This window comes from Geodermatophilus sp. SYSU D00684 (assembly GCF_054050455.1).
In genome coordinates, this window is the sequence record NZ_JBJGZI010000003.1 from 175995 (window position 1) to 191601 (window position 15607).

Below are 15607 nucleotides of genomic sequence, written 5' to 3' on the forward strand. Positions count from 1 at the left end.
CCTCCCGGCCATGCGGTGGCAGCGCGCTCCCTTCGCCGACCGGACCGACGCCGGCCGGCGGCTCGCACCGCGGCTGGAGCACCTGCGCGGCCGGGACGTCGTGGTGCTGGGCCTGCCCCGGGGCGGGGTGCCGGTCGCCGCGGAGGTGGCCCGGCACCTGCACGCGCCGCTCGACGTGCTCGTCGTCCGCAAGCTCGGCGTGCCCGCCCGGCCCGAGCTGGCGATGGGCGCCGTGGGGGAGGGCGGCGTGGAGGTGCTCAACGACGACGTCCTCGCCCGCGCCGGGGTGGGCCCGGCGGAGCTGGCGGCGGTCGAGCGGCGGGAGCGCGCGGAGGTCGGGCAGCGCGCGGTGCGGTTCCGCGGGGACCGGTCGCCGGTGCCGCTCACCGGCCGGACCGCGGTCGTGGTGGACGACGGCGTCGCCACCGGCGCCACCGCGCGGGCCGCCTGCCGGATCGCCCGCGCGCACGGCGCGGCGCGGGTGGTGCTCGCGGTGCCGGCGTGCTCCCCGTCCACCGCCGAGCGGCTGCGCCGGGAGGTGGACGAGCTGGTGGTCCTGACGACCCCGGCGGACTTCGTCGCGGTCGGGCAGGTCTACGACGACTTCCGGGCCGTTCCCGACGACGAGGTGGTGGCCCTGCTGCGCCGGATCGCCCTGCGGGACGAGGAGGTCGAGGTGGCCGCGGGGACCGTCCGGCTGGCCGGCCGGCTCTCCGTCCCCGAGCACCCGCTCGGCCTGGTCGTGTTCGTGCACGGCAGCGGCAGCAGCCGGCACAGTCCCCGGAACCGGTACGTCGCCGGGGTGCTGCAGGAGGCCGGCCTGGCGACCCTGCTGTTCGACCTGCTCACCCCCGCCGAGGAGGCGCACCGGGCGAACGTCTTCGACGTCGGCCTGCTCGCCGGGCGGCTGGCGCAGGTCCTCGCCTGGCTGCGCGAGCGGCCGGGGTCCCGGTCGCTGCCGGTGGGCCTGTTCGGCGCCAGCACCGGCGCCGCGGCGGCACTGTGGGCGGCCGCGGACCCCGGCGTCGACGTCGCCGCGGTGGTGTCGCGCGGCGGGCGGCCCGACCTGGCCGGCCCGCGGCTGGGCGAGGTCCGGGCCCCCACGCTGCTCGTCGTCGGGAGCCGGGACACCGTCGTGCTCGAGCTGAACGCGCGGGCGGCGCGCCGGCTGCGCTGCGAGCACCACCTCGCCGTCGTGCCCGGCGCGACCCACCTGTTCGAGGAGCCGGGCACGCTCGAGGCCGCGGCGCACCTGGCGCGCGAGTGGTTCGTCGCCCACCTCGCCCGTGCCGCGCAGCCCAGCGGGTGAGCGGCGGTCCGGGAGGGGCGCCGCCCGTGACGGGCAGCCGGCGTCGCCGGGAGGGGACGGGCCCCTCCCGGCGACGCCCGTGCGGGTCAGCCGTGCGAGACCGGGATCTTCTTCGGGCCGGTCTCCACCGGCCGCCGGGCGACCGGCACCCGGATCTCGAGGACGCCGTCCTTGTACTCGGCGTGGATGTCGTCCTCGGTCGCGCCCTCGGCGAGGGGGAGGGTGCGGGTGAAGCTGCCGTAGCGCATCTCGTGCCGGGTGAAGCCCTTCTGCTGGGTCTCCTCCTCGATCCGGCGCTCGGCGTCGATGCGGAGCATCCCGTTCGAGATGGTGAGCTGGACGTCCCGGTCGGGGTCGATGCCGGGCAGCTCGGCGCGGATGACCTGGGTGTCGTCGTCGCGGTACTCGTCGACGCGGATGACCTCCTCGCCGGGGCCCTCGCCCAGCAGCCGGCGCATCGGCATGGTCCGCATCCACTCGTCGAACAGGCGGTCCAGCCGGCTCCACGGCGACTCGAGGGTGCGCTTGTCCCGTTCCTGCAGGGTGGTCATGAGGTCGTCTCCTCGGTGGTGGATCGGACGGGGACCCCACCACCGTGCCGAGGGCCCGGTTCCGGCGAGCAGGGGCGGAGGTCCCGCACCGCGGGTCCGTCGACCCCGCCCCGCCCGGCCGGGACCGACGGCGGTGTCCCCCGGGGACGTCCGGTCCTCGCCCGCGGCGCCGGCGCCGCCGACGCTGGGGACGCAGACCTGCTCGTCTCCCGACGGGAGCAGTCCGATGACCACCCTGCACGTGGACCCCGGCACGACGGCCGTGGCGGAGCCCGACCTCCGCCGCACCGTGGCGCGGACGCTCGGCCGCTGGCCCTCGGCCGGGCTCGCGGTCGCGCTCGTGCGCGGGGACGGGGCCCCGCGGTTCCTCCGCTCCGGCGTCGCCGACGTCGCCTCCGGCCGGCCGGTCGGGGAGGACACCGTGTTCCGGATCGGCTCGCTGACCAAGACGATGACGGCGGTCGCGGTGGTGCAGCTGGCCGAGCGGGGCCTGGTGGACCTGGACGCACCGGCCGCGGACCACCTGCGGGCCGTCCGCCTCGTCCCCGCCCGGGCCGGCATCGCCCAGCCCACGGTGCGCCACCTGCTGACCCACACCGGCGGGATCGGCTACTGGCGGCGGGGCTCGGACCTGCTGCTCCACCCCGGCGCCGGCTCGGGCCTCGTCGCCCGGGGCGTCGTCCCGCTCGCCGACTACTACCGCGGCGGGCTGCCCGTCGACGTGCAGCCGGGGACGCGATGGGCCTACAGCAACCACGGCTTCGCCGTCCTGGGGCAGCTGGTGGAGGACGTCTCCGGGGAGGCGCTCGACCGGTACCTGCGCGAGCACGTCTTCCGCCCGCTGGGCATGACCGACACCGCCCTCGTCCTCGACGGCCGGCTGCGCTCGGCCCTGGCCACCGGGTACGTGCTGCGCCGGCGCGGGCCGGAGGCGGTCCGGCACCGGGAGGTGCCGACACCCGGGGGCGGCGGGGCGTACTCCACCGCGAGGGACCTGGCCCGCTACGTCGCGGCGGTGCTGCACGGCGGGGCGAACGAGCACGGCCGCGTGCTGAGCGCGGAGTCGGTCGCGTCGATGGTCCGGCCGCACTTCCGGCCCGACCCGCGGGCGGCGGGCATGGGCCTGGGTTTCGAGCCGCACGAGGAGGGGGGCCGCGCGCTCGTCGGCAAGGGCGGCATCGTCGCGGGGTTCCTGTCCGCCATCGACATGGCACCGGACGGGGGCACCGGCGTCGTCGTGCTCACCAACACCGGCGCGCTCGACGGCCGCGGCGCCGCGGAGCCGCTCGCCGGCGCGCTGCTCCGCCTCCTGCTCGGGCTGCCGGAGGACCGGGCCCGGGACGACGTCGTCCCCCACCCGGAGGTGTGGCCGGACCTGTGCGGCTGGTACGCGCCCGACGCCGGTCCGGTGACGGACGTCTTCCCGCATCTGCTCGCGGGCGCGGGGTTCGGGGTGTCCGTCCGCCGCGGCCGCCTGGTGCTGGTCCCGCTGACGCCGGCCCGCGTCCTGCCCCGCGCGATGGTGCTCCACCCCGACGACCCCGGCGACCCGCGCGTGTTCCGGGTCGAGACCCCGGAGTACGGGCGGACCGCCCGGGTGGTGTTCACCGAGGAGGACCCGCCGCGGCTGGTCTTCGACCTGATGTCGTTCGCGAGGCGGCCGGACCGGCAGGACCCGCGCCGGTGGCTCGGGGCCGCCGCGGCCACCGGGGCGGCGCTCGCCGTCGGCCGGTCGTGGCCGCGGCACCGGGGAGGCTGAGCCCGGCGCAGCAGGGACGGACCGGGTCACCCCGCCGCTGCGTCGAGGGCGCGCACGCGGTCGAGCAGCCGGTCGCGGCGGCGGGTCAGGACGCCGAGCAGCGCCTCCTGCAGCTCCGCCTCCGCGATGGCGGCGCTCCTGTCCTCGGGATCGGTGGCCCCCTCGGTGCGCTGCCCCACCCAGGCGCGGCTCTCCTGCGCGGACCGCCGGGTCCGCTCGATCTCCGCCTCCACCTGGCGCAGCTCGTCCCGCAGTCGCGACGTGCTCCCGTCCTGCATCGCGGTCTCCTCCCGCTCCGACGGCCTCGCCCTGCAGGGTCACGGTGACCCCGGAGGGGAGGCCGCGGGCAGGGGCGGAAGACCCTCCGGCCGGCCGGACGGTCCCCGGCGGGAGCGGTGGCCCCGGGGACGCGCGGCCCCCCGGCGGGCCGCCCGGCGTCGCCGTGCGGTCCGCGGCCCGCGGTGGACAGGGCACTCCGCCCGCGGCCGGGAGGGGCCACCGCCCCTGGAGCGGACCGCACCCGGCCCGGCACGGTGACGTCGCGGGGCGGGAGCAGGACGCGCCGGCGAGGAGGCGGACGGCCATGGGCTGGTACGGCTGGGACCACATGAGCGGCTGGGGCTGGTTCACCCTGACCGCCAGCGCCGTGCTGCTCATCGCCGTGGTGGTGGGCCTGTTCCGGGCGCTCATGCGGACGGGCGGGCAGCCGCCGCCCGCCCCGCCGCGGCCGACGGCCGAGGAACTGCTGGCCGAGCGTCTCGCGCGCGGGGAGATCGGCGAGGACGAGTACCGCAGCCGGCTGGCGGCGCTGCGCGGTTCGAGCTCCGCCCCGCGGACCCCCGGCTGAGACCGGCGCACCACCCCGGGACCGGGCGACGCGGCCTCGACGCGCCGGTCTTCCAGCGCGACGCGCCGGTTCCGGTGCGACGCCGTGCGGCGACCCGGTGACAGCCGGGGGCTCCGTGCACCAGCCTGGGCGGGCCGGACCCGGGGGACATCCTGAGCACGCGGATGGGCGGGTGACAGTCAGTGGCAGACCTGACGATCGAACGGGCGTCCGGGGGCCTCGACGACGGCTCCACGCCTCCCCCTCCGGCCCAGCAGCGGCCGTCCGCCCCACCCCCGGCACCCCCCGGCAGCGTCGCGCTCAGCCGCCTGCTCGCCCTCGCCCGGCTCACCGCGCCGCAGGCCCTCGAGCTGTCCGCCGGCGTGCTGGAGCAGGCGGCGCAGCTGCCGGTGCCGGACACCGGGACCGCCGGCCGCGGGCTCCTGGACCGGCTCGCGGTGGGGACCGACGGGCACGTGGTCCTCCACCCCTCCGCCACGCCGGCCGGTCCCGCCGTCGCCGCGGTCCTCGCCGACGTCGCGGCCACCGCCCGGTCCCGTCCCGGGGCGGCGGAGGCGGAGGACCCGCTGCTGGACGCGGTCGACGACGCGGTGGTGGCCCTGCCGGACGCCGGCGTCCCTCCCGTCGCGCGGCGGGTCGCCGAGGCCGCCGCGGCGATCGACCGCGGCGCCGTCCGCGCCGAGCTGGGCGCGCTGGTGCGGTCCATCGCGGCGGGCGGGCCGGTCGGGGCGGCCGCGTCGGCCGCCGCCCGCGGCACCGTCTCGCGCCCGGTCCGGCGCGAGACCTCCCGCACCGCACGGCGGGTCGGGGCGTGGCTGCTCTCGGTCGTGGTGCTGGCCGCGGCGGTCACGACGGAGGTGGTCCTGCTGCGGGACGAGATCGCCGCCGACGTCGACGTGCTCCTGGACGCCGGGCGCAGCGGTGTCGAGCCGACCGCGGAGCCGACGCCCGACGGCGTGCCGGTCACCCCGCCGGCCCCGGCGTCGGCCGGCCGCGTGGCCGCGGTCGACCTGCGCGGCCTGGACGCGTGCGAGCCGGGGCAGCCGTGCACCGTGCGGGTGCAGGTGCGGCTGGTCCCCGACGCCGCGGAGCAGCGGGTGACCTGGTCCTACCTGCTCGTCGACCGCTGCACCGGCGACACCTCCACCGCGCCGGGCGGCACGGTCGCCGTCCCGCCGGGAGGGGAGCGGGCCGAGGCCGTCGGCGTCGTCGCGCTGCCGCCCCTGCCGGCCGTGGCGGTCCTGGCCGTCACCGACCAGCCTGCGACCGCGGCCTCCGCGCCGCTGTCCGTGGGCTCCTGCCCGCCCGAGCTCCGCACCCGCTGACCCGACGGGAGACCCGCATGCCGTACTCGGTGCCCCCCGGCCGGCCGGACGACGACGCGGGGGACCGCCGGGCGGGCCGGCGGTGGAGCCGCCGCCAGCGCCGCGTGCTGTGGGCCGTCCCGGAGGACTCCCCGCTGGAGCCGGGCGGGCTGCCGGCCGCCGAGGGCGGGCGGGGCCGGACCCGGGAGGAGCGCCGGGAGCGCCGCAGCGCGGTGTTCGACCTGCTCGCCGTGGTCGCCGCCCTCGCCCTGGTCGGGCTGGGGCTGGCCAACCTGTACCTGATCGGCGCGCACGACCTCGCGCTGCGCCAGGGCCTGATCGCCGCCGGGGGCATCCTCGCCCTCGCGGCCTTCTGGCGGGTCCGCGTCCGGTACCTCGGCGTGCTGGGCTGGGTGTCCTACGTCGCGGCCGTCGTCTTCCTCGTCGGCGTCCTCACGGTCGGGGTGACGGTCAAGGGCGCCACCCGCTGGTTCGTCCTGGGTGCGGTCACCTTCCAGCCCTCCGAGCTGGCCAAGCTCGGGCTGCTGCTGGTGCTCGCCGCCGTCCTCGGCTCCGCCCGGCCGGCGTGGCGGCGCTTCGGCCTCGCCGTGCTGCTGGCGGTCGTGCCCATCGCGCTCACCCTGCTCCAGCCGGACCTGAGCACCACCATGCTGCTGGTCGTCCTCACCGCCTCGATGCTCGTCCTCGGCCGGGTGCCCGCGCGCTTCCTGCTGCCGCTGGGCGCCGCGGCCGTGGTCTCCGCGCCGCTGATGATCAGCCTGCTGCAGCCCTACCAGCTGCAGCGGCTGGGCACCTTCCTGGTCGGCGCGCACGAGTCGCCGACCGGCTCGGGCTGGGCGCTGCGGCAGGCGCACATCGCCGTCGCCTCCGGCGGGCTGACCGGGCGGGCCGGCGACCCGCTGCGCGAGCTGCGCGCCGAGTACCTGCCCGAGGGGCAGACCGACCTCGCGCCGGCCAGCCTGGTCGGGCAGTGGGGCCTGGTCGCGGGCGCCGCCGTGGTGCTCGCCGTCGTCGTCCTCGTGTGGCGGCTCGCGCTGGCCAGTCGCCGGGCGCGCACGCCGCAGGCCGCGCTGGTCGGCGGCGGGCTGGCGATCCTCATGGGCGTCGAGACCGTCGTCTCGATCGGGGCCAACCTCGGGCTGCTGCCCCTGGCCGGCGTGCCGTTCCCGCTGCTCAGCTACGGCGGGACGGCGCTGGTCGTGCACCTGGCCGCGATCGGCGTCGTGCTGGGCGTCCGCCGGGACAGCGCCCGCCGGCGGCTGTGGGCGCCGCCGGGCCGGCGCAACCCGCGTCCGCGGCTGCTCCGGCTGGCCGCGGCCGCCCTCTCCGTGCTGCTCGTCGCCTTCGGGCTCTACGGCTGGCGGATGCAGGTCACCCGGGGCGAGGAGCTCACGCTCGCCGGCGAGGAGCAGATGACCCGCTGCATCCGGCTGCCCGCGCCCCGCGGCGCCATCACCGACCGGCACGACGCCCCGCTGGCCGTCGACGCCGCGGCCGCCGGCACCGGCGTCGACCGGGTGCTCGCGGTGCCCGCTCTCGTGCGCGACGACGCCGCGGCCGTCGAGCGGCTCGCCGTCCTGACCGCCCGCCCGCCCGCCGAGCTGCAGGCCCAGCTCGACGCGGCGGAGGCCACCACGCTGTCGCTGCCGGTGGCCGAGGTGCCCCGGGCCGTCGGCGACACGATCGCCGCCGCCGGGATCACCGGCGTGCTCGTCGTGCAGGAGCCCCGCCGCTGGTACCCGGAGGGCGCGCTGCTCGGCCCGGTCCTCGGCTTCGTCGGCGTGGCCACCCCCGAGGCGGAGGAGCGCTGGGCCGGCCTGCCCAACGGCGAGATCGTCGGCCGGGCCGGCCTGGAGCTGGAGTACGACGCCGTGCTGCGCGGCACCAACGGGCAGCAGTGCGTGTACGTGGACCCGGCGGGCGTGCCCGTCGCACTGGCCGGCCGCGTCGAGCCCGTGCCCGGCGCCGACCTGCGGCTGGCGCTCGACCTGGGCCTGCAGCGGCAGCTCGCGGCCGGCCTGGCCGCCGCGCTGCGCGCCCAGCCCCGGCCGCAGGGCAAGATCGGCGCCGCCGTCGCGATGGACCCCCGCACCGGGCACGTGCTCGCCATCGCCAGCGCCCCGTCGTTCGACAACAACGTCTACGGCCCGCCGGCCGACCGCGGCGCGCTGGACGCGCTCGCCTCGGCGCCGGGGTCACCGACGCTCGAGCACGTCACGCAGGCGGTCGCGCCGCCCGGGTCGACGTTCAAGCTCGTCGTCGCCGCGGCCAACCAGGCCCACCGGGTGTGGGACCCCGGCCAGGTGATCCCGACCGGGGGCAGCTTCACCTACGGCGGGCACACCTTCGGCAACTGGCGGCCGATGGGGCCGATGGACCTGCGCGAGTCGATCGCCATCTCCAACGACGTCTACTTCTACAAGCTCGCCGTCGCGCTCGGCCCCGAGGCGATGATCGACACCGCGCAGTCGCTCGGCGTCGGGCAGCGCACCGGCATCGACCTGCCCGGCGAGTCCGCCGGGTACCTCGGCACGCCGGAGTCCGTGGAGGCCGACGGCGGCACCTGGTACGGCGGGTCCACCGTCATCCTCGGCATCGGCCAGGGCGAGATCACGGTGACGCCGCTGCAGAACGCCCGGTGGACCGCTGCGCTCAGCACCGGGTCCCTGGTCACCCCGCGGCTGGGCATGTCGATCGGGACGCAGGGGTCCCACACCGCCGTCCCCACGCCGGCCCCCGCGCCGCTGCCCTACGCCGCCGAGCTGGGTCCGGTCCGCGAGGGTATGCGTGACGCCGTCACCAGCGGGACGGCCGTCCGGCTCGCCGGCCTTCCGGCCCCGGTCGGCGGCAAGACCGGTACGGCCCAGGACGGCGGCCTGCGCGACGACGAGTACGACAACTGGCTGACCGTCGCCGCCCCGATGGACGCCCCGGAGATCGTCGTGACGGCGATGGTGCAGGGGCCGGGGACGGGGGCCAACAACGCCAAGGACGTCGTGTCCGCGGGCCTGCGCCACTACCTGGACCACCGGGCCGACGTCCTCGCGACCGAGCCGGTGCAGGCCCCCTGACGGTCGGCGGCGCCCGGCGGGTCAGCGGCGGCCGTAGGCCGACAGCAGCGCCCGGTTGCGCAGCGCCCGGGCGGCGCCGTCGGCGACGCAGGTCAGCGGCTCCTCGGCCGGCTTGACCGGCAGGCCGAGCACCCGCTCGAGCTCCTGCGGGAGGCCGGGGATCAGGGAGGACCCGCCGAAGACGAGCACACCCTCGCCCATCACGTCGGCGATCGCCTGCGGCGGGAGGTCGTCCAGGCAGGGCGCCAGGGTCCGCACGATGTCGTCGACGACCGGGCGCAGCGCCTCGGCCACCTCCGCCGCCGGGACGGTGGCCAGCCGCGGCCGGCCGCTGACGCCGTCCCGCCCCTGGACGACGAGCGGCTCGTCCCCGGCCGAGGAGAGCCGGACCTTGAGCGCCTCCGCCTCCAGGTCGCCGACCAGCAGCTGGTGCTGCTCGCGCAGGAACCGGGCGACGGCCAGCGTCATCTCCTCGCCGCCGGTCTTGCTGGTCCGGGAGGCGAGCACGCCGCCGTAGCAGAACGCGACCGCCTCGGCCCGCCCGCCGCCGACGTCGACGACCATGTGCACCCGCCGCTCCAGCGGGTCGAGGCCGCAGCCGACGGCGCCGGCGACCGCCTCGTCCAGCGCGGTCACCGGACGGATGCCCGCCTCCTCGGCGGCCTCCAGCAGCGCCCGGTGCTCCAGCGCGCTGGACCCGACCGGCACCGTGACCACCGCGCGGACGGGCATCCGCCACAGCCGCTGGCCCGCCGCCCGCAGCACCGCGCGCAGGTAGGTCCGGGTGGTCTCGAGGTCGGTGACCACGCCGTCGTCGAGGGGGCGCACCGCGGCGTACCGGGACGGCGCGCGGCCGAGCAGGTCGGCGGCCTCCCGGCCGACGGCCAGCACCCGGTCGCGGCGGCCGCTGCCGCGGCGCACGAGCATGACGGTCGGTTCGTCGTAGAGGATCCCGCGGCGCACGTCGCTCACGACGGTGGTGGCGGTGCCGAGATCGATCCCGAGCTCCACGCGGTGCCTCCTGACCCCCGGGTGCCCGGACAGTCTGGCGGCGGGCCCGGGTCCGGTCCAGATGCCCCGGCGCGCCCCGACGGAGGTCCTGCCGACCGCGGACCTCCGGCCTGTGCCGGAGGTCCCGGTCCCCTCTACCGTGCGAGCGTGCCGGGGAGTGGGGAGCCCGACGGGACCGCCGGGCGCGAGGTGCCGGCCGCCCCGCCGCCCGCTGCCGCGCCCCCGGTGACGCCGCCGGTCACGCCACCTGTGACGCCGGCTGCCACGCCCCCCGTCCCGGCCGACGGCGCGTCCCCCGGCCGCTGGGGTGCCGAGCCGCCGTGGCTGCGCCGGGTCCTGCTCCTGGTGCTGCTCGCCGTCGCCGCCTACCAGGTGGCGGCCTGGTCGTTCACCCACCTGCGGAGCTTCCTCGGCCTGGTGTTCCTCGCCTGGATGTTCTCGATCAGCATCGAACCGGCCGTGCACGCCCTCACCCGCCGGGGACTGCGCCGCGGGGCCGCCACCGGCCTGGTGATGCTCGCGGTGGTGCTCCTCGCGATCGGCCTGGTCGCCGCGTTCGGCACCCTGCTGGTCGACCAGCTCGCCGGGCTGGTCACCTCGCTGCCCGACGTCGTCCGCAGCCTGGTGGACGCGGTCAACCGCACCTTCGGCACCCAGCTGCAGGCCGCCGACGTCGTCGACTCCCTCCAGCTCACCCCCGAGCGGGTCCAGCAGGTCGTCGAGGACCTCACCCCGGGCGTCCTCGGGTTCGTGACGACGGTGATCGGCGCGATCTTCCAGACGCTGACGTTCCTGCTGTTCGCCTTCTACATGTCCGCGCAGGCCCCCGCGCTGCGGGACACCGTCTCCCGCCGCTTCCCGCCCCGCCAGCAGCGGGTGATCGCCACCGTCTGGGAGATCGCGGTGGAGAAGACCGGCGGCTTCGTGTTCTCCCGGTTCCTGCTGGCCCTGCTCAGCGCGTTCGTCACCGCGGTGTTCCTGGCGGTGCTCGGCGTGCCGTTCTGGCTGCCGCTCGCGCTGTGGACCGGCCTGGTGTCGCAGTTCATCCCCACCGTGGGGACCTACCTCGCGATCGGCCTGCCGGCGGTCGTGGCGCTGGCCGGGCAGCCGTCGGACGCGCTGTGGGTCGTGGTCTTCGGCACCGTCTACCAGCAGGTGGAGAACTACCTCGTCGGGCCGCGGATCACCGCGCGCACGGTGCACGTGCACCCGGCGGTCGCCCTCGGCTCGGTGATCGTCGGGGTGAGCCTGCTCGGGCCGATGGGCGCGCTGGTGGCCATCCCGGTCGTCGCCGCCGTCGAGTCGGTGGTGGAGACCTACGGGCGGCGCTACGAGCTGGTCGTGGACGACGTCCCGGCCGCGCCCCGCCCCCGGCCGCACCGGTGGCGGCTGCGGAGGCCGCCGCACTGACGCGGGACGGCCCGCCGCCGGTCAGCCGGCGGCGGGGGTGCCCGGGGCCGCCGCGGCCGGCGTGGACCGCGGCACGGCGGTGAACAGGTCGACCAGGCCGTCCCAGCGGTTGCGCCGGCCCGGCGGGAACCGGCGCAGCGCGCGCTCGGCGCGGGGGCTGCCCGGCGCGTAGCGGCGCCGGGCCCACGGGGACGCCGGCCTGGCCAGCCGCACCGCGCCGACGAGCGCGAGCAGCGGCACGAACACCCCCACCACGCCGAGCACGACACGGCCCTTGAGGACGGCGACCAGCGCGAACACCAGGTTGACCGCCACGGTCAGCGCGAGCGCGGCCTCGCTGTCGGCGTCGTCGGCGTCGAACGGGTTGGCGCCGGCCAGCAGCAGGACGCCGACGACCAGCGCGATGAGCACCGCGTCCACGGAGCTGCGGCCCTCCCGGGACCAGTACACGTCCTCCAGGTGCAGCCACAGGGCGAACTCGTCGAGGGTCAGGGCCGCGCCGGCGCCGAAGAGCACCGCGACCAGGACGGCGCCGGCCCCCTCGGGGCGGTAGGTGAACTCGACGGTCCCGGTGACCAGCAGCAGGAAGATCCCGTAGACCTCGTGGTGCAGGTGCACCCCGCCGACGCTGGCGTCCCGGAACGGCCCGCGGCCGAGGCGGATGGCGTGCGTGACGAACCGGGTGACGAGGAAGGTCACGAGGAAGCCGAGCACCAGCCAGGCGACGAGCTCGCGCCGCCCGCTGACCACGGGCAGGACCTCCAGCTCCAGCTCCACGGCACCTCCCGCGCGCGTGGCTGCGACCGCCTCCCGCGATCGTGCCGTGCCCGCCGCCGCCACGGGGGCGCCGTGGCCGCGGCGGGGCGCCCCGGGCCGGTCCCCGGCGGCCCCCGGGCCGCGGGTCAGCCGGTGGCGGGCAGGTGCACGAGGTCGAGGACGGCGCGGGCGGTGCTGCCGGGCGGCGCGACGAGGGTCAGCGCGTGGCCGTGCCCGGCGAGCTGGTCGCGCATCCGGTGCAGCACCTGCACGCCGGCGCTGGCGAGCAGCGTCACCTCGCTGAGGTCGACGGTCAGCGGCAGCACCCCGCCGCGGGAGGCCGCGGCCAGCTGCCGGGACAGCGCCTCGACCGAGGTGACGTCCACCGGCCCGGACACCCGCAGCCGCACGTCGCGGGAGGCCGGCCCGCCGTCCCCACCGCCCGGGGCCACGTCGACGGCGAACGGCGCGCGGACGACGGGCGCGGCGTCGCGGCCGATGTCGTTGCCGAGCATCGCCGGCCGGTGCAGCCGGTGCCGCAGCGTGACCACCGTGCCGGCGTCGGCCGGGCCGCCGGCGCCGCGCAGCACGTGCAGGGAGTCGGTGAGCTGCTGGGCCATGAGCAGCCCCCGGCCGCGGTGGGTGGCCCCGGGGTCCGGGTCGCGCCAGCTGCCCTCGTCGGTGACGCGGCACTCCAGCACGCCGTCGGGCAGCAGGGCGGCGTCCACCCGGACCGGCCCGGGCAGCCCCGGCGGGTAGGCGTGGTCGACGGCGTTGGCGATCGCCTCCCACATCGCCAGCTCGACGGCGTCGCGGTCGTCGTCGGCCGGGTCGAGCCCGTCCAGCCACGCGTCGACGGTGCGCCGCAGCCCGCGGATGCCGCCGTGGTCGGTGGTCGTCCCGGCGTGCAGCGCGGGCACCGGCTCGGGCAGGCGGTGGGCGGCGAGGGTGGTGACGTCGTCGTCGTAGCCGGTGCGGGTGAGCAGCTCGACGGTCAGCCGGCAGACCCGCTCGGCCGGGCCGCCCCGGGCGCCGAGGGGCGCCTGCCCGGTCGCGGCGTCGGCGGCGACCTTCGCCAGCTCCGCCATGCCGTCGGCGATGCTGCGGTGCGGCCGCTCGACCAGCCCGTCGCTGTAGAGCAGCACCAGCTCCCCGGGCGCCAGGGTGTCGCGTGACAGCGCCGGCGCGGTGCCGGGGACGCCGGTGCCCAGCGGCTCGCCGCCGAGGTCGGCGAGGAAGCGGGTGGACCCGTCGGGGGCGACGACCACCGGCGGGGGCTGCCCGCAGCAGGCGTAGGTGAGGTCGCCGGTGGCCGGGTCGAGCACGACCAGCGCCACGGTCGTGGCCCGCAGCCGCGGGCTGCGCGCGGCGAACGCGTCCGCGCGGGCCAGCGCCCGGGCCGGCCCGGCGCCGGTGACCAGCGCGTCGGAGAGCACCGCCCGCAGCTGCCCCATCGCCGCCGACGCCGCGACCCCGTGCCCGACGACGTCGCCGACGACGAGCGCGACGCTGCCGCCGGGCAGCGGGATCGCGTCGAACCAGTCCCCGCCGGCCACCTGGTCGCGCTCGGCGACCAGGTACCGGGCGGCGATCCGGGCGCCGGGCAGCACCGGCAGGTCGGTGGGCAGCAGGGCCTCCTGCAGCGCGGTGACCACGTCGCGCGCGTCGCGCGCCCGCCGCTCGGCGTCGGCGGCCTGCTCCTGGGCGGCCTGCCGCGCCCGCACGGACTCGGTGACGTCGTAGGCGTAGGTGGCCACGCCGCTCACCCGCCCGTCGGCGGCGCGCGTCGGCGCCATGTGGAAGTCGAGGTAGACCTCCTGCAGCTCGCCGGTGCCGCCGAGGTCGACCTGCAGCCGCCACTCCCGCGCCACCCGGCTGCGACCGGTGGCGTACACCTCGTCGATCAGCTCGAACACGTGCTGCCCCGCCAGCTCCGGCAGCGCCGACCGGATCGGCGCCCCGACCAGCTCGTCGCGGCCGAAGAACGACCGCATCGCCGCGTTGGCCGCCACCACGGTGTGCTCGGGTCCGGCGTAGACGGCGAGGATCAGCGGCACCTGGTCGAACGCGGCGCGGACGACGCCGGCGTCCCCGACCGTGCGCGCCAGCCGCTCCTCGGCGTCCGGCCCGGGAACGCCGTCCGCGGGCGCCCTGCCGGTCGCGTCGGCGTCCGCTCCGCCGTGGTCGGTCACACCGTCACCCATCGCAGTTCCGACCCGGGGCGGTCGCACCGCGGGCCCCGCGCTTACCCGGGCCGCGGCCCGGTTCACGCATCGGCCGGGTCCGTTCCGCGACGGGTGTGGCCGAGCACACAGCGGCGGTGCCTCCCGGGCCGCCGGGATCGCCCGCCAGGGGTGAGGCGGGACACCGCCGCGTCCCGACCATGGGCGCATGACCAGCGGTCACCGCCCCGGCCCACCCGTGCACGGCCGCGTCGAGCGGTCCCCGTCCTGAGCCGCCCGGACGACGGGACCGTGGAGGCCGCCGTGGGCTGGGTGGTGCTCACCGTGCTGGGCCTGGTGCTGGAGCTGACCCTGGTCGTCGCGCTGGCCCGTGCGGTGACCCGCCGCGACGAGGAGCTCGCGGCCCTCGACGGCACGCGCCCGCCGGTCGCGGGCTCCCCGGACCCGGCGCGGACCTCGGGAGGCTGACGACCCCGGTCCGCGCGCCGGCCCCCCGGCGGCCGCCCGCCGGGGGGCCGGCTGCGGACCCGCACCGCCGCGGTCGTGGGCACCCTGCCCGCGGTCAGCGTGCCCGGGATCGCGATGGTCGGCCGGGCCCTCGGCCGGCGGGCCACGGCCGTCGGTCCGGGTGCTGGACTCGTCGTCGAGCGCGGTGACCAGCACCGGCGGGCTGTCGCCGAGGGGCCAGACGCCGCCGAGCCGGATCCAGTCGGGCAGCGCGAGCTCGAGGAAGCGGGTCCACAGCCACCGGCCGACCCGGCCGCTGCCGGCGAGGTCGCGCTCGAGCTCGGCGACCGAGTAGGCGCAGCGCCGGTAGGTCTCCAGCGGGAACTGCCGGATCGCCGGCTCCGGCCGGGCGAGGACGACCCAGACCAGGGTCAGCCGGGTCGGGATGTCGGGCGCCTGCTGCAGCGCGGCCGCGACGTCGGTCAGCGGGCCGGCGCAGACGAGGAACAGCGGCAGGTCGTCGTCCCGCCGCGCCTCGGCCACGATCGCTGCCGACGCCGCCGACGCCGACGCGCCGTCGAAGGGGCCCTCCGCGCCGGTGTGCACCGGCGGCCGGGCGGGGCCGCCGACCAGGTCGACCAGCTCCCGGGCCAGCGCCGAGCCCCGCTCCGCCGTCGACCCCAGCGGGCCGAACAGCGGGTTGAGGAGGGAGCTGGTGACGGCGACCACCCGGTTGGTCGGGGACAGCAGGTGGTGGGCCAGGGCGACGAGGCCGTCGGGGTCCCCGGCCCAGTCGTCGTCGACGACGACCCGGCACTGCTCGGCGAGGCGCAGCCGTCCTCCGTGCTCCACCCGGGGCTCCTCCGGTCCGCCGCGGCGGGTCCCACGAGCCGCTCCACCCTGCCCGCGGGCCCGCGGGAACCCCAGGCCCGTGCCGT

Annotated in this window: 12 protein-coding genes; 6 read left to right on the forward strand and 6 right to left on the reverse strand. The window is 78.1% G+C overall.

Features of this window, described 5'->3' with window-relative positions:
* Positions 1-10 precede the first annotated feature (10 nt).
* Entirely contained in the window at positions 11-1309 is a 1299-nt protein-coding gene (locus ACI79L_RS03320) for a phosphoribosyltransferase family protein (protein ID WP_456935407.1), read from the forward strand.
* Positions 1310-1395: 86 nt separating this feature from the next.
* On the opposite strand, the gene ACI79L_RS03325 is transcribed toward ACI79L_RS03320, so the two are convergent.
* Complete coding sequence (locus tag ACI79L_RS03325) at positions 1396-1860, reverse strand: Hsp20/alpha crystallin family protein (protein WP_456935408.1); 465 nt, start codon at positions 1858-1860, stop codon at positions 1396-1398.
* A gap of 226 nt (positions 1861-2086) precedes the next feature.
* Here ACI79L_RS03325 and ACI79L_RS03330 point away from each other — a divergent pair, with 226 nt between their 5' ends.
* Positions 2087-3619 (forward strand): serine hydrolase domain-containing protein, encoded by a 1533-nt coding sequence (locus ACI79L_RS03330; protein ID WP_456935409.1) that lies wholly within the window; start codon positions 2087-2089, stop codon positions 3617-3619.
* 26 nt (positions 3620-3645) lie between these two features.
* Here the strand turns inward: ACI79L_RS03330 and ACI79L_RS03335 are convergent, their stop codons facing one another.
* A complete protein-coding gene (locus ACI79L_RS03335; RefSeq protein WP_456935410.1) occupies positions 3646-3897 on the reverse strand; it encodes a hypothetical protein in 252 nt (83 codons plus the stop codon).
* A 305-nt stretch (positions 3898-4202) separates the two neighbouring features.
* Here ACI79L_RS03335 and ACI79L_RS03340 point away from each other — a divergent pair, with 305 nt between their 5' ends.
* From ACI79L_RS03340 to ACI79L_RS03350, 3 genes are all read left to right on the forward strand, one after another.
* Positions 4203-4466: an SHOCT domain-containing protein gene (locus tag ACI79L_RS03340; RefSeq protein ID WP_456935411.1), complete on the forward strand. Its 264-nt coding sequence runs from the start codon at positions 4203-4205 to the stop codon at positions 4464-4466.
* 182 nt (positions 4467-4648) lie between these two features.
* Positions 4649-5791: a hypothetical protein gene (locus ACI79L_RS03345; RefSeq protein ID WP_456935412.1), complete on the forward strand. Its 1143-nt coding sequence runs from the start codon at positions 4649-4651 to the stop codon at positions 5789-5791.
* Between the two features lie 17 nt (positions 5792-5808).
* Positions 5809-8862 carry an FtsW/RodA/SpoVE family cell cycle protein gene (locus ACI79L_RS03350; RefSeq protein WP_456935413.1) on the forward strand — a complete coding sequence of 1018 codons (3054 nt, stop codon included), beginning with the start codon at positions 5809-5811 and terminating at the stop codon, positions 8860-8862.
* Positions 8863-8883: 21 nt separating this feature from the next.
* Here ACI79L_RS03350 and ACI79L_RS03355 read toward each other — a convergent pair whose 3' ends face one another.
* Positions 8884-9873, reverse strand: coding sequence for a rod shape-determining protein (locus ACI79L_RS03355; RefSeq protein ID WP_456935414.1), 990 nt, complete (start codon positions 9871-9873; stop codon positions 8884-8886).
* Between the two features lie 147 nt (positions 9874-10020).
* Between ACI79L_RS03355 and ACI79L_RS03360 the strand changes: the two genes are divergently transcribed.
* Positions 10021-11283 (forward strand): AI-2E family transporter, encoded by a 1263-nt coding sequence (locus tag ACI79L_RS03360; RefSeq protein ID WP_456935415.1) that lies wholly within the window; start codon positions 10021-10023, stop codon positions 11281-11283.
* A gap of 21 nt (positions 11284-11304) precedes the next feature.
* Here ACI79L_RS03360 and ACI79L_RS03365 read toward each other — a convergent pair whose 3' ends face one another.
* The 3 genes from ACI79L_RS03365 to ACI79L_RS03375 form a co-directional block, all read right to left on the reverse strand.
* Positions 11305-12060, reverse strand: a complete 756-nt coding sequence (locus ACI79L_RS03365) for a hypothetical protein (RefSeq protein ID WP_456935416.1) — start codon at positions 12058-12060, stop codon at positions 11305-11307.
* A gap of 125 nt (positions 12061-12185) precedes the next feature.
* A complete protein-coding gene (locus tag ACI79L_RS03370; protein WP_456935417.1) occupies positions 12186-14231 on the reverse strand; it encodes a SpoIIE family protein phosphatase in 2046 nt (681 codons plus the stop codon).
* 210 nt (positions 14232-14441) lie between these two features.
* Positions 14442-15521, reverse strand: a complete 1080-nt coding sequence (locus tag ACI79L_RS03375; protein WP_456935418.1) for a hypothetical protein — start codon at positions 15519-15521, stop codon at positions 14442-14444.
* Between the last annotated feature and the right edge of the window lie 86 nt (positions 15522-15607).